This is a genomic window from Paenibacillus sp. A3M_27_13 (assembly GCF_024213315.1).
Lineage (GTDB): Bacteria > Bacillota > Bacilli > Paenibacillales > Paenibacillaceae > Paenibacillus > Paenibacillus polymyxa_B.
Window position 1 is genome coordinate 1,189,249 of the sequence record NZ_JANAVE010000001.1, and the last position, 20,673, is coordinate 1,209,921.

The 20,673-nt window shown below is 42.8% G+C and carries 19 protein-coding genes; 1 reads left to right on the forward strand and 18 read right to left on the reverse strand.

All coding sequences use genetic code 11. The annotated features are described in order from the left end of the window. Positions 1–17: 17 nt before the first annotated feature. The 13 genes from NLX82_RS05260 to NLX82_RS05320 all read right to left on the reverse strand — a co-directional run bounded on the left by NLX82_RS05260 (position 18) and on the right by NLX82_RS05320 (position 12,802). Entirely contained in the window at positions 18–953 is a 936-nt protein-coding gene (locus NLX82_RS05260; RefSeq protein WP_254347570.1) for a DUF1177 domain-containing protein, read from the reverse strand. 13 nt (positions 954–966) lie between these two features. Continuing rightward, on the reverse strand, positions 967–2,238 hold the full coding sequence (locus tag NLX82_RS05265; RefSeq protein WP_254347571.1) for a M20 family metallopeptidase: 1,272 nt from the start codon (positions 2,236–2,238) through the stop codon (positions 967–969). A 134-nt stretch (positions 2,239–2,372) separates the two neighbouring features. After that, on the reverse strand, positions 2,373–3,965 hold the full coding sequence (locus tag NLX82_RS05270; RefSeq protein ID WP_023989678.1) for an ABC transporter substrate-binding protein: 1,593 nt from the start codon (positions 3,963–3,965) through the stop codon (positions 2,373–2,375). 35 nt (positions 3,966–4,000) lie between these two features. After that, a complete protein-coding gene (locus NLX82_RS05275; RefSeq protein ID WP_023989679.1) occupies positions 4,001–4,909 on the reverse strand; it encodes an ABC transporter permease in 909 nt (302 codons plus the stop codon). A gap of 34 nt (positions 4,910–4,943) precedes the next feature. After that, positions 4,944–5,954, reverse strand: a complete 1,011-nt coding sequence (locus NLX82_RS05280) for an ABC transporter permease (protein WP_023989680.1) — start codon at positions 5,952–5,954, stop codon at positions 4,944–4,946. Between the two features lie 404 nt (positions 5,955–6,358). After that, on the reverse strand, positions 6,359–6,760 hold the full coding sequence (locus tag NLX82_RS05285) for a hypothetical protein (RefSeq protein WP_023989681.1): 402 nt from the start codon (positions 6,758–6,760) through the stop codon (positions 6,359–6,361). A 21-nt stretch (positions 6,761–6,781) separates the two neighbouring features. Beyond that, a complete protein-coding gene (locus tag NLX82_RS05290; protein ID WP_023989682.1) occupies positions 6,782–7,108 on the reverse strand; it encodes a hypothetical protein in 327 nt (108 codons plus the stop codon). Positions 7,109–7,436: 328 nt separating this feature from the next. Then, entirely contained in the window at positions 7,437–8,639 is a 1,203-nt protein-coding gene (locus tag NLX82_RS05295; RefSeq protein ID WP_023989683.1) for an MFS transporter, read from the reverse strand. 107 nt (positions 8,640–8,746) lie between these two features. After that, positions 8,747–9,709, reverse strand: a complete 963-nt coding sequence (locus NLX82_RS05300) for a helix-turn-helix domain-containing protein (RefSeq protein WP_028542287.1) — start codon at positions 9,707–9,709, stop codon at positions 8,747–8,749. Positions 9,710–9,838: 129 nt separating this feature from the next. Continuing rightward, on the reverse strand, positions 9,839–10,234 hold the full coding sequence (locus NLX82_RS05305) for a hypothetical protein (protein ID WP_254347572.1): 396 nt from the start codon (positions 10,232–10,234) through the stop codon (positions 9,839–9,841). 18 nt (positions 10,235–10,252) lie between these two features. Beyond that, the gene (locus tag NLX82_RS05310; protein ID WP_254347573.1) at positions 10,253–11,236 is read right to left on the reverse strand and encodes a sensor domain-containing diguanylate cyclase; all 984 of its coding nucleotides are present in this window, start codon (positions 11,234–11,236) and stop codon (positions 10,253–10,255) included. A 24-nt stretch (positions 11,237–11,260) separates the two neighbouring features. Then, complete coding sequence (locus tag NLX82_RS05315) at positions 11,261–12,067, reverse strand: alpha/beta fold hydrolase (RefSeq protein WP_053325874.1); 807 nt, start codon at positions 12,065–12,067, stop codon at positions 11,261–11,263. 180 nt (positions 12,068–12,247) lie between these two features. Next, on the reverse strand, positions 12,248–12,802 hold the full coding sequence (locus tag NLX82_RS05320; RefSeq protein WP_023989688.1) for a TetR/AcrR family transcriptional regulator C-terminal domain-containing protein: 555 nt from the start codon (positions 12,800–12,802) through the stop codon (positions 12,248–12,250). 196 nt (positions 12,803–12,998) lie between these two features. Here NLX82_RS05320 and NLX82_RS05325 point away from each other — a divergent pair, with 196 nt between their 5' ends. Then, positions 12,999–13,493: a nuclear transport factor 2 family protein gene (locus NLX82_RS05325; RefSeq protein ID WP_068942163.1), complete on the forward strand. Its 495-nt coding sequence runs from the start codon at positions 12,999–13,001 to the stop codon at positions 13,491–13,493. An 87-nt stretch (positions 13,494–13,580) separates the two neighbouring features. On the opposite strand, the gene NLX82_RS05330 is transcribed toward NLX82_RS05325, so the two are convergent. From NLX82_RS05330 to moaA, 5 genes are all read right to left on the reverse strand, one after another. Then, entirely contained in the window at positions 13,581–14,417 is an 837-nt protein-coding gene (locus tag NLX82_RS05330; protein WP_023989690.1) for a methyl-accepting chemotaxis protein, read from the reverse strand. A gap of 275 nt (positions 14,418–14,692) precedes the next feature. Continuing rightward, a complete protein-coding gene (locus NLX82_RS05335; protein ID WP_254347574.1) occupies positions 14,693–16,150 on the reverse strand; it encodes a glycoside hydrolase family 1 protein in 1,458 nt (485 codons plus the stop codon). Between the two features lie 31 nt (positions 16,151–16,181). Then, entirely contained in the window at positions 16,182–18,095 is a 1,914-nt protein-coding gene (locus tag NLX82_RS05340) for a beta-glucoside-specific PTS transporter subunit IIABC (RefSeq protein WP_028542282.1), read from the reverse strand. 107 nt (positions 18,096–18,202) lie between these two features. Continuing rightward, on the reverse strand, positions 18,203–19,036 hold the full coding sequence (licT, locus tag NLX82_RS05345) for a BglG family transcription antiterminator LicT (protein ID WP_068942159.1): 834 nt from the start codon (positions 19,034–19,036) through the stop codon (positions 18,203–18,205). A gap of 586 nt (positions 19,037–19,622) precedes the next feature. Further along, on the reverse strand, positions 19,623–20,639 hold the full coding sequence (gene moaA / locus NLX82_RS05350; RefSeq protein WP_254347575.1) for a GTP 3',8-cyclase MoaA: 1,017 nt from the start codon (positions 20,637–20,639) through the stop codon (positions 19,623–19,625). Between the last annotated feature and the right edge of the window lie 34 nt (positions 20,640–20,673).

Genomic DNA, 20,673 nt, shown 5'->3' on the forward strand with positions numbered 1-20,673 from the left:
AACTTAGGGAATAAAGCTTATTCAGACTTGCCCATCGTTTGCAGATGCTTCATGGTACCGTACAGTTTAGTAATATGTTGAAACTCCTTTTCCGAATGAAAAGAGCATTGCCCACGTCCATAAGCTTTGGCTGTTTCTACAGCCAATTTAGCCGCCAGCGCAATATCGCTTTCGTGGCTGGCCCCCGTTGCACTGCCTGGGACAGGAGCAGCGGCCGTGATGGCTACACCAACCACTGGAGCGGAAGTTGCCACCGCTGGTTGCAAAATGCTGTTGATGTGATACAGGTCGTTACCATAAGGTGTGATGTCCTGCGTAGTTACAGCAAACGTGACACACGGTTCGCCAGTAACGGTCTGAACAATATCGACGAGGTCTTCACTAATTCGTAGCACATAGCCTTGACGTACCGTCGGGGAAATGGCAATACCTTTATGGTTAATGACCCGATTCCCTTTGGTCGTATCAATGGATAGGATCGCTTCCATTTCGGGTGTCACTTCATATTTGTTCATCGTCAAAATATCTACGGGTGAATCCATAAATGGAACCGGATCATGGGGCTGAGTGGGTGCATCTGGACAAATATGTGTACAGATGATCACATCTCCGTCAAGCACATCTCCTTTGGACTGCATGCTCAGAAGTTTAGCCGCCGCCGAAATTGCCGCTGCCGCACCGTCACCATCGGATACAAATCCGATCATTTCCGGTCGTGCTCCAAGTCCACCAAGTCGCCCTACTACACCCAAGGTTGGAGAATCGCCCCCCTGAATGCGACCCGTTTTACCGGCAATGACAATTTTAATAAAATCCGTAGAGCCCTTTTCACCTTTCACGGTGGAGACCGTAATCTCCGCTTGACCCAGTTGTTCCAAATAAGCTTTGACTTCTGCCCCGCTGGCAAACGGACTATCCAAAAGGTCATAGACTTCAAAAACTTGTTTCATCATACGGCAGATCCCCTTATGCTTCTTTTTGTGTTGTTTTCAGATATTTAAGCGCCGTCAAGGCGTATACTTTCGCAGATTGAATGATCTGCCATACCGGAGCTTTTTCATTAAAATTGTGAATGGTCGACAGTTCGGCAGGACCGTATTGCAATACCGGGATATTGTATTTGCGGAATGCACGTGCGTCGCTGGTTGCCCATTGCAGTACGCCATAGGCCTCTTTACCGCTGACCTCAGCGATAGATTCCACAAGCTCCTGTACAATCGGCTCGGTTGGAGGGGTCCAGTTGGCATTACCATAAAATCCGAATTGTTTGGGTTCCGCGTCAATGCCTACACTTGCAAGCAATTCTTTGGCTTTGGCCAGTACATCCCGGTGGTCTACGCCAAATGGAACACGGGAATCCACTTGCACTGTGCAACGGTCTGCAACCACATTGACTTTGGTGCCTCCCTGAATCGTACCAATGTTCACTGTTACATGATCAAACGCTTGTCCATAGCTTGGGTTCTCCCGTTCACTTGCATAACGCTTGGAAATTTCAATGATCTCTTTGACTTCTTCCGGGATGTCCGGCTTGATGTCCCACAGTTGTTGCAGCGCTTCAATCCCTTTTGCTGCCTTCAAAATAGCACTTTCACCTGCAATCGGCTGCAAACTGCCATGACCCGGTGTGCCTTCAACGGTAAATTCAAACCAGCAGCTTCCTTTTTGCCCGATGGTCGGGTTTTGCGGGCCTGAAGGCTCTGCGATCACAGCAGCTGTTCCTTCAATCAGCTTTCTTTCCAGCACCCAAGGTACTCCGAGATGTCCCCCAGTTTCCTCGTCTGGAACTACAAGCAACGACAACGCACCTTCGAGTGGTACGCCTAGTTTGGAGAACAGCGCAACGGTAAATATTAATCCGCCCAGTCCTGCTTTCATGTCCGAAGCACCGCGACCCAGGAGATAGCCATCACGTATCTCACCACAAAACGGATCAAAATCCCAACGAGTACGGTCCCCTGCCGGCACAACGTCTGTATGCCCACAGAAAATCATTTTTTTTCCGTCCGCCGTTTCAGCGCCATAATCAGAAATGAGATTCCACATATTCGGCCCGGATTCATGCACCGTTGTTTCTATACCTGCTTCTTTAAGATAGTCCATAATGAACTGACTAATTTCGCGTGAATCACCTGGAGGATTTTCCGAAGGAAACTGAATCAACTGCGAGCATAGCTCAAGCAATTCGTCCTGCCGTTTATCTATTTCATCAAGAACTAACGTTTTCCAATCTGTCATTTCCATTCAATCCCTTCACGTTTTTCATTTAGCCAACTAAATTTTTTACGATCCATCGGGATCAGCTTCATACTTCAGGTGTAAAATGATAGCCTTCGGCTGTAAAAACCGAAGGCATAAGGTAAGATCACAACTTACTCTTTATTCAATGAATAGAATCGGATAACCTCATCTGGGTAGTAAACATATCCAGTGACGTCTTTGCTCATGCCAACAACCCGATTGTATTCATACAGGTACGCCCATGGCGAATCTTGATTTATAAGCTCTTGTGCTTTGCCATACAGCTCTTTACGTTTATTTTCATCTTGCTCTTTGCCTGCTTGTTCCCAAAGCTTATCCACTTCTGCATTAGCATAATGCATATAATTCGAAGAACCGCCGCTGTACATCAGGAACCCGAGATGGTAACCAGGGTCGTTGACGAAGGAAGTCCATTTGGAAATGTATGCTGTCAGGTTGCCTTCTCGTTGCTGTTCAAGGAACTGTGCACGGGCAACATTGACAACATTCATCTTTACGCCAATCTTGGCAAGTTCAGCTTGAATCAATACAGCATCATCTGCCCAGTCCTGGAAGCCGGAACCCAGTGTCAGATCAAAATTAAACCCATTAGGATAACCCGCTTCTGTAAGCAGCTGTTTTGCTTTGTCCAAGTCGTGCTTGTAGCTGTAGCCCGCATCGGTGTAGCCAGGCGTGTTACTCGCTACAGAACTCTTCATTTGCTTTGCTTGACCGTACATGACATCGTCGATTAATTGGTCGTAAGGAATAGCATAAGCAATGGCTTGACGCACTTTCGGATCATTAAAAGGTTTGACTTTGTTATTCATGGCGAAATACAGAATCCGGTTACTTGCATTGGATTGAACCTTCAGATCAGCGTTGGTTTCCAGCTTCGAAACGTCCTTTGCAGGAATTTCAATCGCCATGTCCACATCGCCTTTATCTAGCAGAAGTACACGGTTGGAAGCTTCCTTGGTAAACTTCATCGTTACTTTGCTCAGATTTGGCGCTCCTTGCCAGTAGCTGGCATTAGCATTAAAGACAGCTTCTGTCGCAGGGTCCCATTTTTCAAGCTTGAACGGACCTGAACCTGCCGCATGTGTTTTCAAATAGTCGCCATCGCCATTTTCTTTGACAAGCACATCATCCACAATGGAGAAGTTGTACAATGACAGGATTTGCAGAAACATATGATTGGGTTGGGACAATGTAACGACAACGGTGTGCTCATCAGGCGCTGTAGCGGTTTTAATGGAGCTCATACCATACAGGAAGCTACCGGAATCGGAATTTTTAAGCCGCTCAAAGGAATACAACACAGAATTGGCGGTCAGCGGGTTGCCGCTTTGGAATTTAACGTCTTTACGCAGATGGAGCGTATAAGTCATGTTATCAGCGGACACATCCCATTTCTCAGCCAGCATGGGCTTAATTGCTTCCGTATCTGCCACTTCACCGCTATCCGTAGACTTTTTGCCATAGGTCACAAGCTGATCATAGAGCGCAAGCACAAGGGTATCCGATGTAAGATCACTTGCTTCAGCAGGGTCCATGGTTGACCCTCCCTCCGAGTAAGCAAGTGTAATCGTCTTTGGTGGGGATGGGGCATCTGCGCCTTTCTCTCCAGATGAAGCGGACGGGCTGTTAGCATTGCTCGCACAGCCTGCCGTCCATAGCAACGTAGACAAGACGACAATTAAAGAAAGACTTTTTTTCAACATGGCTTACGTTCTCCCCTTTAATGATCTATTTATTTTTATTTGCTAGAGCGCAGTCTAGGATCAAGAACATCCCGCAAACCGTCTCCAAGCAAATTGAAGCCCAAAATAGCTGTCGCAATTCCAAGACCCGGGAAGGTTACAATCCACCACTCACCGGAAATGATATACGCTCGCCCTTCTGAAATCATTGCGCCCCATTCAGCAATCGGGGGTTTCACACCGAGCCCCAGGAAGCTGAGACTGGCTGAGGTGAGGATGGCGAAGCCCATTCCGAGCGTTGCATTCACAAGCAGTGGGGCAAGTGCATTAGGCAAGATGTGGCGAAACAGGATCGTTCCGTTCGTTACACCAATCGCCCGGCTGGCCTCAACAAACTCCTTTTCCCGGAGAGAGATGGTTTGTCCGTGAATCAGTCTGGCGAATTCGGGTATGCCTACAATGCCCACAGCGATGAGTGCACTCATCAGTCCTGGTCCCATCGCTGCAGCAATGGCCATGGCGAGTACCAGCGACGGGAAAGCCAACAGAATATCCATACAGCGCATAATAATGCTGCCCATTCGACCGCCATAGAAACCTGCGATGGCTCCAAGCGGTACGCCGATGATAAATGAGATCGACACGGCAATCATCCCGGTCCATATGCTGATTCTGGCTCCGTAAATGACACGGCTGAGAATGTCACGTCCGTAATTATCGGTCCCAAACCAATGTTCTGCACTTGGCGGCAGCAGCTTGTTCGCCGGGTCGGTTACATAAGGATCATGTGGAACGATCCATGATGAGAGGATGGCAATGAGCGTCCAGCCAACGATAAAGATGAATCCGATTAAAGCGAGTTTATTGCCAAACAGTAATCGCCAAAAGGTCTTGCGTTTCGGTATAGCGGTTGCATTGGGCTGAGGTACAGCCGCTTTTGCCACCAAATCACTTGCAGTGCTCATCCGAGTACCTCCCCCTACTTTTGTGCTTCGTTCATTATTCGTACCGGATACGTGGATCAATCAATCCGTAAACCAAGTCGACTCCAAGATTGATAAAGCTGTAAATCAGCGCACTTACGAGGGTAAATGCTTGAATCGGTGCGTAGTCAGCCGCCAAAATGGAGTCCGTCACATAGCTGCCCACTCCTGGCCAGGTAAAAATGGTTTCGGTAATAACCGCTCCACCAATCAGGTAACCGACCTGCAAACCAAGTACGGTAAGTGTTGGAATAAAGGCGTTAATGAGTGCGTGCTTATAAATAACAATTCCTTCGCGCAGACCTTTGGCTCTGGCTGTGCGAACAAAATCCTGACCGATCACTTCCAGCATGCTGGAACGCATCATCCGTGCCACAATCGCCATAGTGCCTGTACTGAGACAGACTGCTGGCAGAACCAAATGGGATAAACTGCTTTTTAAAGCTACAAAATCACCGGTCATCAAACTATCGAGTACATAAAGTCCCGTAACGTGCGTCGGCGGATTGATGTCACCGCTAATTCGACCCATGGGCGCAGGAGCGATGCCCCATTTAGCATAGAAGATATAAATGAACAACAGGCCAATCCAGAAAATGGGCATACATGCACCGATCAAGGAAAACACACGTGAAATGTGATCCACAATCGATTCTTTACGGGTTGCTGCCAGGATGCCGATTGGGATTGCCACCAGAATCGCAATAACCAAGCTTGCCAGCGCCAACTCGATGGTTGCTGGAAACCGGGTAGCAAAGTCGCTTGCCACTGACTGTCCGGTGTGATAAGCCTGACCCAGATCACCTTGGAACAATCCAACTACATAATGAAAAAATTGAATGTACTTCGGTTGATCCAGTCCCATGCTGCTTCGAATATTTTCAATCGTCTCGGGTGTAGCCTGTTCCCCCGCAAGCATCACGGCAGGATCACCCGGAAGCACTCTTGAGATCATGAATGTAATGACGACAATACCAAGCAGTGCCGGAATCATTTGTATCAATCTACGTAGTGTGTATACGGCCACAGCCTGTCCCTCCTTATCCGTAATTCCTCGTGTCTTTGTCACCTTTCTTTTCATCACTTGTTATTTTTATTCATTGTACTAAGGAACAAGAACGGTTTCCACGTCCTGAATAACTAAAAATAATGACGAATTTTGTCGTTTGCGCACTAAAGTTACTCACCATGTTATTTAAATGTCGTGTTTTATTCGAATATAGAAATCAAAATCAGCATGATGCAAAAAAACGGTCCCCTTTCAAAAGGAAATCGCTTGTTTTTTTATATATAGATTGTAGTATTAGGCCGATCAGGAAAGGAGAAATAATCGCGAGCACTGCAAAGAACGAGGTGTTCGACTCAGCAGCTTGCTGTCCGGTCGCACCTTGAAGCGAGGGGTAGCGAAAATACGTATTGCTTTGTCTTTCTCTATAGATTTCCAGTCACGATAATACCATTTGCTCGCTTCAGGTGTGCTCTGACCCAAGCTATAAAGGAATCGATAAATATGCGCAATTCCGGCTCCTTGGCAGGCCAAGCATCCAATTCTGTTAATATCTCATGCCATATCGACTCCGGAATCGGATTATCCCAACAGGGATCAAAAGCCTCATACGTTTCCCCCGTATCAGGATCGTCAAGTGGATATTTGGACTTTAACGCAGACAACACGATATCAAAGTCATCTGCGTAGATAAAGATTATCTCCTCCAGCTTTGGTTCATCCGTATCCCCATAACGCAGCGGTTCAAAAGTATATCCAATATTGGCTCGTGGACCACTATAGCGATAGATTAGTGTCTGAATCTCTTTTTTGTCCTTCTTACTCAATCTCACCACTCCTTTCTTCGGCTACAACTCGAACCAATCCGCAGCGCATTTCTCTTCTTCCAGCACCCTGCACATTCCTTCCCTCAACCTCACCGCATCTCCGCCGCCGATATGAAATAGACAATAGATATAAGGTTCATCATCTTCTAACCCTTCAATATTCCTTGCCTCTTCCACAGACACCTGGAACGCCTCAGGCCAATCGGGATCATTTTGAAGCAGGACAAAGCCATCCTCATCCCTTTGCATCCGATATCCGTCAATCCTAGGCAATGCTTCAGCTAAACGATCCATTAGCACTTGAATATCCTTAACATCTGCGACTTTAATTCCATACTCCCAACCCATCTGCATCCCTCCAATTTTATGAACTTCTCCTTAACTAGCCCCCCCTAAATCGGATTTCACCTTCTCATTCACCTCAGGAGTTCAGTCGTAGTCCGCATATAAGAGGTACTTTTTTGTTTAAAACCACCCACTTTTGCTGGATTTCCATGAGCCTCCCACTTTCCTTCTGCTTTCCCTGAATTTTCTTAAAACTTATTATAATAGATATCTAAACTATGTGGTTTATGACAAATTGAGACCTTTTGACTATCATTCAAACCAGCAAACAAAATAGGCTTCTCGTGAATATAGCACGGAAGCCTATGGGTTCATCAAACAATTCTTTTATTTATTTGGTCCTCTGAGATACCAGCTCACTATTCCCTTTTCTCTTTCTTACCCCCAACATAATGATGGCCATAACAGCTACTAGAGCTGCTATAAGAGCAAAAGGAATATATTTGTCCACCCGATATAGCGTCGTTGTCAAAATAGGAGCAATAATTGCAGAAATCCCTTGGACAGTGGCCACCAGACCAGCGGCTCCCCCTTGCTGTTCTTTACTAACAGAAAGAGAAGCCCCAGCCATAAATCCAGGCATAAGCAAGCCTGTACCTATACCAAACATAAAGAACGCTAAATAGTAAACAACCATGCTGGCTGACATGAGGAATATCAGCATACCGGCAATAAGGAACAGAGAACCGAGCAAAATCATCGGCTTGGGTTGCCATTTAAGCCATTTCATCTGAACGATCTGTACAATCAACATGGCTGCACCGGAAAACATAAGTCCAAAGGAAACCACTCTTGCTGTTTCTTCGGATGAAAGGCCTAGTTGATCTTGAAAATAAAATCCGCCTATAACCTGGATGGTCACAATACTAATCATCGTAACCAAACCTGCAAACAAATACATTCGTAGACCGGGTTGAAACGGGTTAATCCGAGCTGGCTTTTGCTGAATAACGGGTTTGGCAGACGGAATTGCCAGCAAGGCCACTACAAATGCTACAGCCGCAATCACGATCCCAAAATATAGAGGCCACAGCAAGCCTATTAAAGTAAAGGCACCTGCAATAGCAGGCCCAAATACTAATCCAAGTCCATTGGCCGCGCTAATGATCGCCATCCCACTGCCTCGATCTTCTCCCTCGGTCACATCTCCCATATAAGCTTGGGAGGATGACAATACCGCCGGGATAAACCCGCCGATCAAACCGCGTGTAACAATTAACAGGACTAACAGCAGCCCCCCGCTGAGCCAACCCTTTAATCCTGCAAAAAGAGTAAGCGTAAACAGCAAGCAGCTTACACACATCCCTATGAATCCAAGCAGAATCACAGGCTTGCGTCCCTTTGCATCACTCAGATTTCCCCATATTGGGGCCATTAAGGCCATCGTTATGGAGCCAAGCGATATAATTAACCCAGAATGACTTTCTCTTAACCCCAACTCACGAATAAGGGGCGGCATAATTGGAGCAATGAGCATGAGCCCAAGCATAGCCACAAATACACTGAAAAAGATGCTCCCTTTTATTCTATTCACCCTCGCACACTCCTCTGTTATAGATTCTCTCTATGCAGAAGTATACGAGTCACAGCACCACTCTACTGCCTATATACGGATTATTCTACGGTTAAACGGATTTTATTTTAAAATACCTTCTTTAAGGATGATGGCTTCACTCCGTATTCCCGGAAAAATTGCTCTGAAAATGCACTCACATTGCTATATCCTACAGCCATCGCAGCTTCAGTCACATTGCTTTCTTGGCTTCGGAGCAGCTTCATCGCATAATCAAGACGAATTTGGCGCAAATATTCAAATACAGTAGTTCCAAAGCAGGCTTTGAATCCTTTTTTTAATTTAAAATCGTTTAATCCAACCTTTTTGGATAATGTGATCAGTGAGGGTGGATCAATCATGCTGAACTCAAGTATCTCCCGAGCCATATGCAGCTTTCTAACATCTTCTTTAGACAAACCTTCGGGCATAGGTGTTAAATCAAATAATTGAATCATAAATCGATTTAAAATCTCAAGTGCTGCTGCTTCCATTAACAAAGGCGATTTATGCACACTTTTCAAGTCTTTGATCAAATGTTCAATCATCACTATACTTCTGTGATCCAGTTCAAAACTAAAGTGATGGAATGCAGCTCCCTTAAGAATTTGATTAAATTCAATAGCTACCTGCCGACGAGCCGCTAACTGTGAAGCCGCATAATTAAACAACGAAATCGGAATGCCAAGTGCAAATGATTTGTATTGTTCGTTAACCGGAGGATGAAAGCAAGCTTTAAAATCCTGTAAAAAAATAAGTGCCCCCTGTCCCATCGGGAGTGTATAATCCAACCCAGCCACATTCACATGACGTTGACCCGAAAGCGCAAATTGGAGCTCAATCATTTGTCCACTGGAAGCAAAGTTGGTCGGATACGGCTCGTGATATTGAATATGCGAATACACGATCTCAATTCCACTATAAGTTGTAACTCGGTAGATATGTCCATGGCCCGCTTCCGGTAAAATCATATACGTATGCTCGTTCTGTTGTCTGAACGGGGTCTTTTCCAAATAATGCTGATATATTAATGATAACGAATTTGAATTCACAAGCGTCCACCTCAAATGTTTTCATTCATCCTGATCCTTCGAATGAGAATCGTTATCAATAATAGTAGCTGAATTTGTATGGTTTGACCAGACCTATTGGAGTAAGCTGTGGAGACATTCGGGGGTCTATTAATCCCAATCCATATAAAACGTTGCCTTCAATTTACCCTTCTCACATGCTGGACAGCTTAAATGATGAAGAACATTGTTTTCAATGTGTTCCTGTTTCATGACACTCGTGCATCTAGGACAAGCATAAGAAATCCTGTACTGGGATGAGTCGGATTTCATCTCTATAAACAATTCATTGCGTATAGCCTGACAGTCCGGGCACACATATAGAGCGTCATAAGCATCATATCTCGTCGAAGGGTTGCCTATGAATTCCTCAATACATCGTTTAAGGGCAGCATCCTCTACAAACGAAGCAACGGATTCCAAACTCATATATGCAAGACCAAATCCTACAATTATGTTCTCAGTATAAGTACAGGTATCACAGTCCAGCTTGTACGCTTTCCCCATTTTTATCCCTCTTTATATCTATCCCTTTACGAGATTTGCTGAATGAGTGACCCGATTTCTCCCGCCACTTTTGGAAGCATACAGAGCCAAATCCGCTTGATGAACAATCGTTTGTTCCGTATCCTCTTGCGTCACCGTTGCCACACCAATACTCACAGTAATAGCATATTCTCCCCAATCCATCAAGGCCGTCGTGGAGCGGTATCTTTCCGCTGTAAGAATAGCTTCTTCTTGATCGTTGCCCGGAAGAATAATTACGAACTCCTCGCCGCCATACCGAGCGACAATGTCCCTATCCCGTGACATGGATTGCAGTAATTCTGCCAGATTCGTAAGCACTAGGTCGCCCACTGGATGACCATAAGTATCGTTAATACTTTTGAAACGATCAATATCAATGATAAGCAGCGAAAAAGATATTCCACTCTCACGAAAGGACGCGAGGCTAGCTAGTAATTGATCTTGGAAATACCTTCTATTTTTAAGACCGGTTAACGGGTCCGTTGATGCCATCGTTTCAAGCTGGAGATTAATCCTTTCTAGCTCCTGCTGTTTGATTTCATATTCTTCGTGCAACCGTTCAAGCTTCTGGTTCGCTTCATTCGTAGCCTGATATAATTCCTGAAGCTTGGTTTTGGTCTGCAGAATATCTCTCTCATGTTCAATTCGCTTACGCATCATAAGCACTACACAATCAATAACAGTTTCTCCGTTGCGTTCCTGGCGTACCCCGTTTAGAAGTACAGGCACATCCTGTCGATCACTTGTCCGAAACGAGAAGTACATCTCATCGACATGCCCGTACAACTGAATATAGGGATAAAAATAAGTATGAAAAAATAGCTTGTTGGTAACAGACATTGTGGATTCAATCGGCCGTCCGAGCAATTCATTACGGTCATAAAGTAGCATATCCAATAAAGTTTGGTTTACCGATTGAATGAAGCCAGAATCCGAGATTGAGAAATATCCACAGGGAGCTTTATCTAATTGAATATCCATTTCATGACTGCCTTTCTCCTGATATTACACACTGGCTAAATACTCTTTAATCAGATCGCTTGTTTCTCCAGGTTGACTTAAGTGAGGATAATGCCCCTTTGCCCTCATCTGTTGAAGCCTGCTGTTTTTAAGATGAGTATGTAAATAATTCCCTACTTCAATTGGAGCAATGCTATCGTCCGAGCACTGGAGAATCAGTGTAGGAATCGAAGCATGCTGGAGATCGACACGGCAATCCGAAAAAAAAGTCACTTCCGCAAATTGTCGTGCAATATGAGGGTCTCTTGAGCAAAAGGTTTTCTCCAACTCTTCGGTTAATTCCTGTCGTTCAGGATTCTGCATAACAATGGGTGCCAGGTAACTAGCCCAGCCAATGAAGTTCAATTGCATCATATCAAGCAATTCATCGATGTCACTCTTATCGAAGCCTCCATAATAATAGGGGAGGTCATTCACATAACGAGGAGAGGGACCGAGCATGACGATGCGCTCAAAATATTGGGGATTGCGGATAGAAGCAAGCATTCCGATCATACTACTAACGGAGTGTCCGACGAATATGACATTTCTTAATTCTAGCGCTTCCATAATATCTAGCACATCTTGGGCATACCCTTGTAAGTCGCTGTATTTTTCTGAATCATAGTACTTAATTTGAGATTCTCCGGAACCTACGTAATCAAATAAGACGATTTGGTAGTTGTCGATAAAGCTAGGGACGATATAACGCCACATATCCTGATCGCATCCAAAGCCATGAGCAAATACGATCGTTTGGCTGCCTGAGCCCAGCACTTTTACATTATTACGTACGAGAATGTCAACGGTCATTATAAATCACCTCTCTGAGGTAGTATCTGTTCTATCAGCTTTTCATTATTATATCGGAAAAGATTTGATTATGGATAATGAATCTCATTCAGAAATACATGTACCCAATATTCTTCTAGTTCGGAGTAACTCTGTTCATTTAACTCATTCAAATTCATATCTGTATCCTCTCCGCGGCATTTATTCATCTAAATGAAAATATTTTTTTATAGGCAAGGGCATCGCAGAGAATATTAATTCGCCTAATTGCTCTGGAGATTCCTTCATGCCGTTCTCAAGCCAGTCCTTAGTCACATTCACTCCTCCATAAGCGTTAAATCTTATAGCAAAAAGGATGTCGGGAGGCAACGAAGTCCTATTTGTTTTCTTAAGAATATAATTGGTGTGGCATTCAACCGTATAGTTAAAGATATTATTATAAAAAGACAAGTGCGTATTGTCGTCAAAAGCCTTTTTAAAATAGATGTAATCCTCTTTAATAAACTCAACAATTCTCCCGGCAACACGTCCCCAAGGCTCTTTTTCTATATATTGTTCAATAATTTTATCTGCCTTATCACTATATATCCATGAGATCAGGTCATATTTACTGGAGAAATGATAATAAAACATCTGTCTGCTAACCTGACAATTGTCAGTAATATCCGTTACGGTGATGGACTGGATTGGATGTATTTTGGCTAAGTCTATCAAAGATTCAGCAAGAAGTTCCTTAGGAGTTGTTTTTCGAATCATGTTAGCCCTCACAAAATTTTATTTTACATTTGTACACTATGAAGCATTTGTCTACATTTTTAACACTCTTAAAAATCAGTCTATTATTATTTAATTGCCTATATTTTATACTAATGATGTAAATAGAAGCTGGACAGCCATCTACCAAATGAAAAGGTAATGGTTCAAAATCTTTTTTATAAAGGAGAATAACAGCATGAATCCCAAAAAGATTAAAAATGTAACTATTAATGCTTCATTCAACAGCGAGAATGAAGTTGCTAAAAAGAACATGGATGTCATTGTAGACTTTTTTTCTTTATATTTAGGAGATACGGACAAATTTTATTCTTTGTGGGTTGAAGATAATCCGGCTGTAATTACCCCATTTACCACTGATGATGTGGCAGTTTTGCACAATTCTGTTCAAGAAGGCTGGGATGCTGTAAAAGGCTTCTTTAATCCCATTTTTAATGATATGAAAGGGACATTCGAATGGACCATCGATGAGTTTATAGTCGGAGAAAATCCTAACACGATTGTGACAAAAACACGCAGCCATATTGATATCACAGCGAATGGACCATGGGGAGAAAATAAAAAAATAAAATACAACGGGATCTATGTCCAGATCTTTAAATTTGAAAACACTAAAATCAAATCTTTCGAAGAGTATTATGATACTGCACTGTTAAACCAACAATACTCGTAAATATTTACTATTAGAAAAAGTCTCGGCCTGTAATCTACATTTCCATACGGAATGTACAATTCACAGACCGAGACTTTTTTTCATTCTTTATTCTGCTTCAACATCATCCGTGATTTTTTCTACTAACCCTCTCAAGCCGTGGTTGGTTACATTTAATTGATCAATAATATTCATAAATTCCGTAACAAGCTTGGCTTGCTCTTGGGAGGATACCGCAATCTGTGTGATTTCTTGTTCCATGTTATAAACCGATTGTCTGACGGCTTGCAAGGACTGCTCAATCCGTCCGGTTGCTTCCTTGGTGCCCGTAGACATTTTTCGGATTTCTGTAGCCACAACCCCAAAACCAGCTCCTGCCTCACCCACTCGGGCTGCTTCAATTGCTGCATTTAATCCAAGCAAGTTCGTCTGCTCTGAAATTTCCTTAATGTAGCCGGCCACCTCAGTCACGTTACCGGAGTCCTCAACCGCCTGTTTAGTATTGCTTAGAATTTCTTCGGCTGTCGCACTAAGCTCCTCCGAATGGGCCGCCACATGCTGAATCCCTTCAACTAGCTTGCTTGTAACATCCTCGGCTTGAGTCATCAACTTCTTCAGTTGATCTTGATTATCCATACTATAGGTGATACACATTACGGCCTCGATCTCATTCTGTTCATTCTTAATCGGATGAAAGTAAGAATCAGCAGCGATGCCGAAAACTTCAGCAGCGTAACGCTCTCTGGTCTTTTCACCGCCTACTAGCATTTTGAAGTCTCTGTGTACATCAGGAAGAGGATCGCCTGCTTTGAAGTCATAAACTAAGCTTTTACCCGACTGAAAGAACAGAAATTTTTCCCTGTCCATTACGGAAATTGAAACATCTTGTCGTGCAGCTTCTTTGATAAATGGCATGGCGGTCAAAACAGCTTCTACTTGATTCATAATATGTATCCACTTCCTTATATTTTGATATAAGTCCTATCTTCTATTTCGACATTTTCATCCCATGTGTTTAGTGAATTTAAAAATACTATGGATGATGTTGAGCCCCTACCTATAAACAATCTCCGTAGTTTCCTGAAGGGAATCCATTTTTACGGCCGGGATGCATATCCATTTAAGGTATTGTTTTCATTTCATAATAAATACAAGCAGCGCGTACCGATTAAAATTGGCACGCGCTGACGGTATGACTTTTATGAAACAGGCGCTAAGATTTAATCCAACTGCTCTCCATTGGTTTCAATCACATTCTTATACCAATAGAAGCTCTTCTTTCTGGATCTGGCAAGTGTCCCTTTGCCTTCATTATCCTTATCTACGTATATAAACCCATAACGCTTTTTCATTTCACCAGTTCCCGCACTTACCAGATCAATACATCCCCAAGGCGTATACCCTATTAAGTCTACTCCATCAGCAATCGCTTCTTTCATTTGCTCAATGTGTTGCTTTAGATAATCAATTCGATAATCATCGTGAATGGAGCCGTCTTCTTCCACTGTATCTACGGCGCCAAGGCCATTTTCAACAACCATTAACGGGATTTCGTATCGGTTGTAAATGTTATTGAGGGACCATCTCAATCCCTGTGGATCGATCTGCCAATCCCAGGCACTTGCTTTCAAATGAGGATTCTTTAAGCCCATAGATAAATTTCCTCCCACCTTCTCCTGGTTGGGATCGGCGCTGACACAAGTAGAGGAATAATAGCTGAAGGTATAGAAATCTACGCAGCCTTCCTTTAAGATGTCCTCATCCTCTTCTTGCATTTTGATCTGAATGTTATGATCTCTAAAATAGCGTTTGGCAAATCCCGGATAAGCGCCTCTTACTTGAACATCTGAGCATAAGAAATTACTTAAGTTATCCTTTTGTTGAGCTAGCAGAATATCATCAGGATGGCATGTAAGTGGGTAGGAACACATATAAGCAATCATACAACCGATTTTAAAGTCCTTATTGATTTCATGACCCAGCTTTACAGCCTTTGCACTGGCAATAAATTGATGATGCAACGCCTGATACAAAACCTGCTCATCCTTCACTGTAGCATGGGCAAGCTCTCCATTCCCCTCCGGCATCATAGCTCCAGCCATGAATGCGCCAAATGACAAGGTTAAAATATTGATTTCATTAAAGGTTAACCAGTATTTCACAACATCTTTGTATCTGTTAAAAAGCACTTCACAATATCTCACATAAAAATCTACGACTCTGCGATCTGACCAACCATTATATTTTTGGGTCAAATGAAACGGTGCTTCATAATGTGAGATTGTAACCAAAGGCTCAATATTATACTTTTTCAATTCTGCGAATACACGATCATAGAACTGCAAGCCTTGCTCATTCGGCTCTGCATCATCTCCGTTAGGAAATATTCTTGACCACGCAATGGACATTCTAAAGACCTTGAATCCCATCTCTGCAAATAAGCGGATATCCTCTTGATAGTGGTGGAAAAAATCAATAGCCTCGTGACTCGGATAGTTCACTCCTTCTTCCAGTATAGGTGTAATTCTTCGGGAAGTCGTATGCGTTCCAGCCGTAATCACATCCGCAGTGCTTAAGCCTTTACCTTCTTCATTATATCCACCTTCAAATTGGTTGGCAGCCGTTGCACCTCCCCATAAAAATCCTTGTGGAAATTCCAATTTAGTTGTATTTTTCATTGTTTAATTCCTCCTCAACATTTAATTAAGATTAGACTACGACGGTCAATAAATCTTCTTGATACTCAATCGCCTTCTTCTCTGTTTCAATGACATCCAGGTAATTCGTAGTATTGGCAACGATAACAGGTGTGGTCAAAACATAACCAGCCTCTTTTATAGCTTCCATATCAAACTCCATAAGCAGCTGGCCTTTTTTAACAGCATCTCCCTGTTTTACTTTAGGATAAAAATGTTTGCCTTTTAATTTGACCGTATCTTTGCCTACATGGATGAGGACCTCAACACCGTGATCACTTGTAATTCCAATCGCATGACCTGACGAAAATAATGATGTTAATACACCATCTACAGGTGAAACGACCTTACCTTCAGAAGGTTCAATGGCGATCCCTTTACCCAGAGCACCTGTCGAAAAGGCTTCATCTGTTACTTCAGATAAAGACTTCACTTCACCTTTTAATGGACTCATCACCGTCTCTTGTTTTACTAAAACTTCTCCTCTTGCCGCTCCTGGTGTACTGTCTTCCTTTTTTGCTTCTTTCACTTCATCATCTTTAAATCCGCCAAAGAACATAAGCAAGAAGCCTAATACAAAGCTTACCAGGATACCGATAACAGCCCCATAAAATCCGTTGTCTATTCCTGCCGGACTGATATAGCTCGGGATAGCGAAAATACCCAATCCACCAATAATGTAACCTTTAGTTCCCATCATTCCTATAATACCGCCGCCTACTGCGGATGCTATACAGCTTAAAATAAATGGTTTCTTACGTGGTAATGTAATCCCGTAAATTGCTGGTTCTGTCACACCAAAAATCCCGGAGATGACAGCTGGAATGGAAAGTGATCTCAGTTTTACATTTTTGGTCTTAAACAAAATCGCCAGTACGACGCCCGTCTGAGCAAAGGAAGCTCCCAGCGTAGCCGCAAGAATCGGATCGAATTTAAGCACTGCTAAATTGTTCATAGCGATAGGAACAAGTCCCCAGTGTAATCCAAAAATAACAAACACTTGCCAGAAAGCGCCCATGAGCATACCTTCAATAATCGGACTTAAGTTATACACAAAGAGGGTTCCAGCGCCAAGCAGTTGACCTGCCCAAGTCGAGAGAGGTCCAATCACAATCAACGCTAAGGGTACAATAACTAACAATGTGAAAAACGGAACCAAAAATGTTCTCACTACGCTAGGGATTACCTTTTTAAAGAAGTTTTCTATTTTTGAGCCTACATAGGTGGATATGATAATCGGAAGAACGGTTGACGCATAACTCATCAGAATGACCGGAATACCTAAGAAGGTGATATATACCGGTGACTCAAATATAGTACCGCTAAATAGAGTATATAGTGGTTTGCCCGAGGCAGTTATCGTGCTAAATGTTGGGTACACAAGCGATGCACCTATAGCCATGCCTATAAAAATGTTGGCATTGAATTTTTTAGCTGACGTATACCCCAGGAAAATAGGAAAGAAGTAAAACAAACAATCACCTAAAGCATTGAGAATTTGATAGGTACCCGATGTAGTGGCCAGCCAGCCCAAAGCTACAAATAAGGCGGTGAAGCCCTTAATCATACCTGTGGCACTTAAGACACCCAGCGTGGGTGTAAATACACCTGAAATGGTATCAATGAATCTATTGAACAAACTCATTTTTTCACCTGATGCTTCTTCTGAATCTCCTGTTTGAAAACCACCTACAGCAGTAACATCAGCATAAACCTCAGGTACATGGTTACCTATAACAACCTGGTATTGCCCGCCACTCTTTACCACAGTGACAACACCATCCATATTTTTCAAAACCTCTGTATTGGCTTTACTTTCATCTTTTAATTTGAAGCGCAAGCGTGTAATACAATGAGTTAGACTATTCACATTTTCTTTGCCGCCGACATTTCTGATGATGTCTTTTGCTAATGTCTCATACTTCATTGTAACTTCCCCTTTAATTGTATTTATAAAAAAAGGCAAAACCAAAATAGATCAAATTCGATCTAGGTTGGTTTCGCCTGCATTACCAGTAACAATCCAAGTGTTATTCAATTTTCTCTTTGGGTCACACGCTGAATATGAATCGTTATATACAGCTTTTCCTCATCTGACAATACCATATCCAAGTATTTCTCAATCTTCAGCATGCAGCCATAAGCCTTTTTGTACTTTGCTTTCACTTGCCTCCACAAAAAATCGTCTTCCAGTTCTACTTTTTCTTTTTTATTTAATCGCTGAAAGAAGAACCTTAAATGCGTAATAAATCGCTCATAACTGATCGAGTGTTCATCTATGGTGGTATTATAAGAGTATTTAATAATATTCAAGATGTCGTGTATTTTTTGAGTTTGCTGAGCAACATCTGCTACCTTGTTGTAGGAGCTGTTTACTTGAGCATTTATTAAATGAAGAGCAATATTACCTGCTTCATCTTCTGACAATCGTTTGCCTGTTTCGTCTTCAATGAACTCCAGTGCTTTTAATCCAACCGCAAATTCTTTGGGATAAAATTTTTTAATCTCCCAAATTAATGGATTTGCATTTTTAAACCCTTCATCAAACATTTTAAATGCATTGTTCATGTGATCCGTAAGCGAAACATATATATAATCGCTCAATTGTGCTTCTAATATGCTTTTTCCATATTCAATGATGTCATAGCATAACGAAACATATTCTGTGGGAACATCCTCTAACAATAACTTGAATTTCTCTGAAGCATCTTTATGTTTAAGCACAAAGACCTTTTCAATTAGATGCTCTTCTACTTGTTCACCTGCACTCTTTTTGAATGCAATACCACGACCCATAACAACAAATTCATCTCTTTTTTGATCTTTGGCTATTATGGCGTTGTTATTAAATATCTTCGTTATGATCATCTAACTGCCCCCCTTATCCCATCAAATTTAAAAAAGGATTTAGTTGCTGGGCGAAATTTCAGATAGGTCACAAGACGGTAATAGCCGATCAAACCTTCGTCATAAATCAAATTCAAATGTATTGATTTACAATTCCGTGTTATGAAAACGCATTCATAATAAGAGACAAAGCCTTACGTTTTCCCTGAATGATCTTGAGTGCTTCCAAACCGATCTGATATTCCGTTTTGAAAATGAATATAGTCGGTTAACCACGTCCTATGACATCATTTTTCGGATGTCGATTCGTTGGTCGACGTCATCATCTTTGTTGTTCAGCACTTGTAAGGCTTTATATCACTCACCTTTCTGCGTTATGGCTGGGCCATATATTCATATCATGCAGGATATCGTAAAGCTTGTATTCTAAAAAGAAAAGGCAAAACCCAACACATGGAAATCTAATTCCATGCCTCGGGTTTTGCCTTTTCAGTAACAATCCCAAGATCATAATAACATCGAATTTAAGTTTTGCCAACAAAAATGTTTGCGCTTTCTTTTTCGAGGCAACCACATCAAATACAGCACATTCTCATGGTATAAAATGTCAGCCGCCAATGTAGGACATGTTAATCTTTTTTTTGTTGTTGGCTGTCTGCTCCGTACGTTCATCGGAATACCGGTCTGTGCGTTGCTCCCATACAGAAGTAATCACATCGAGTAATTCCTGGTCATTCGCTCCATTACGAAGCATCTGACGTAGATCAAATCCGCCTGAAGCAAACAAACATGTATAAAACTTGCCATCGCACGATAAGCGGGCACGTGTACAAGACGAACAAAACGATTCAGAAACCGAAGTAATAAAACCAATCTGTGCGTCGCTGTCTTTATAACGGTAACGCTTTGCTACTTCTCCAAAGTAATTCTGATCCATCGGCTCCAGCTCGTACGCATTCTTAAGTCGTTCAACGATTTCTTTTTTGGTTAGTACCTTTTTGAAGCTCCATCCGTTGTCATTACCTACATCCATAAACTCGATAAAGCGAAGGGTTATTCCCTGCTCCTTAAAATAAGCGGCCATCGGCAAAATCTCCGAGTCATTAACGCCTTTTTGAACTACCATATTGACCTTGATTTCAAAGCCGATTTCTCTTGCATATTCGATCTGCTTCAAAATAATATCAGGCTTAATCCCCCGCCCATTCAACCGCCCAAATAGCTCGGGGTCCAGAGCGTCCAGACTGACATTAAGCCGTCGTAGCCCCGCGTCATAGAGAGGCTTGGCCTGCTGTCCTAGCAGCACACCGTTGGTGGTCAAGCCGACATCTTCCACTCCGTCAATGGACAGGATTTGGGAGACCAGGTCGGGTAGATTCCTGCGCATTAATGGTTCGCCGCCCGTGAGTCGGATCTTTTTTACACCCAGGGATACAAAGAGCTTCGTGAGCCGGTGAATCTCTTCAAACGACAGACATTCATTTTGGGGAAGAAAGGCGTAATCGTCACCGAAAATCTCTTTAGGCATGCAATAGGAACAGCGGAAATTGCAGCGGTCTGTAACCGATATACGCAGGTCACGAATCGGCCGCTGCAACTTGTCTTTCAGTGGAGGAAAATTCATACGCCCCCTCCTTTCTAGTTGTTTAGCATCGTTA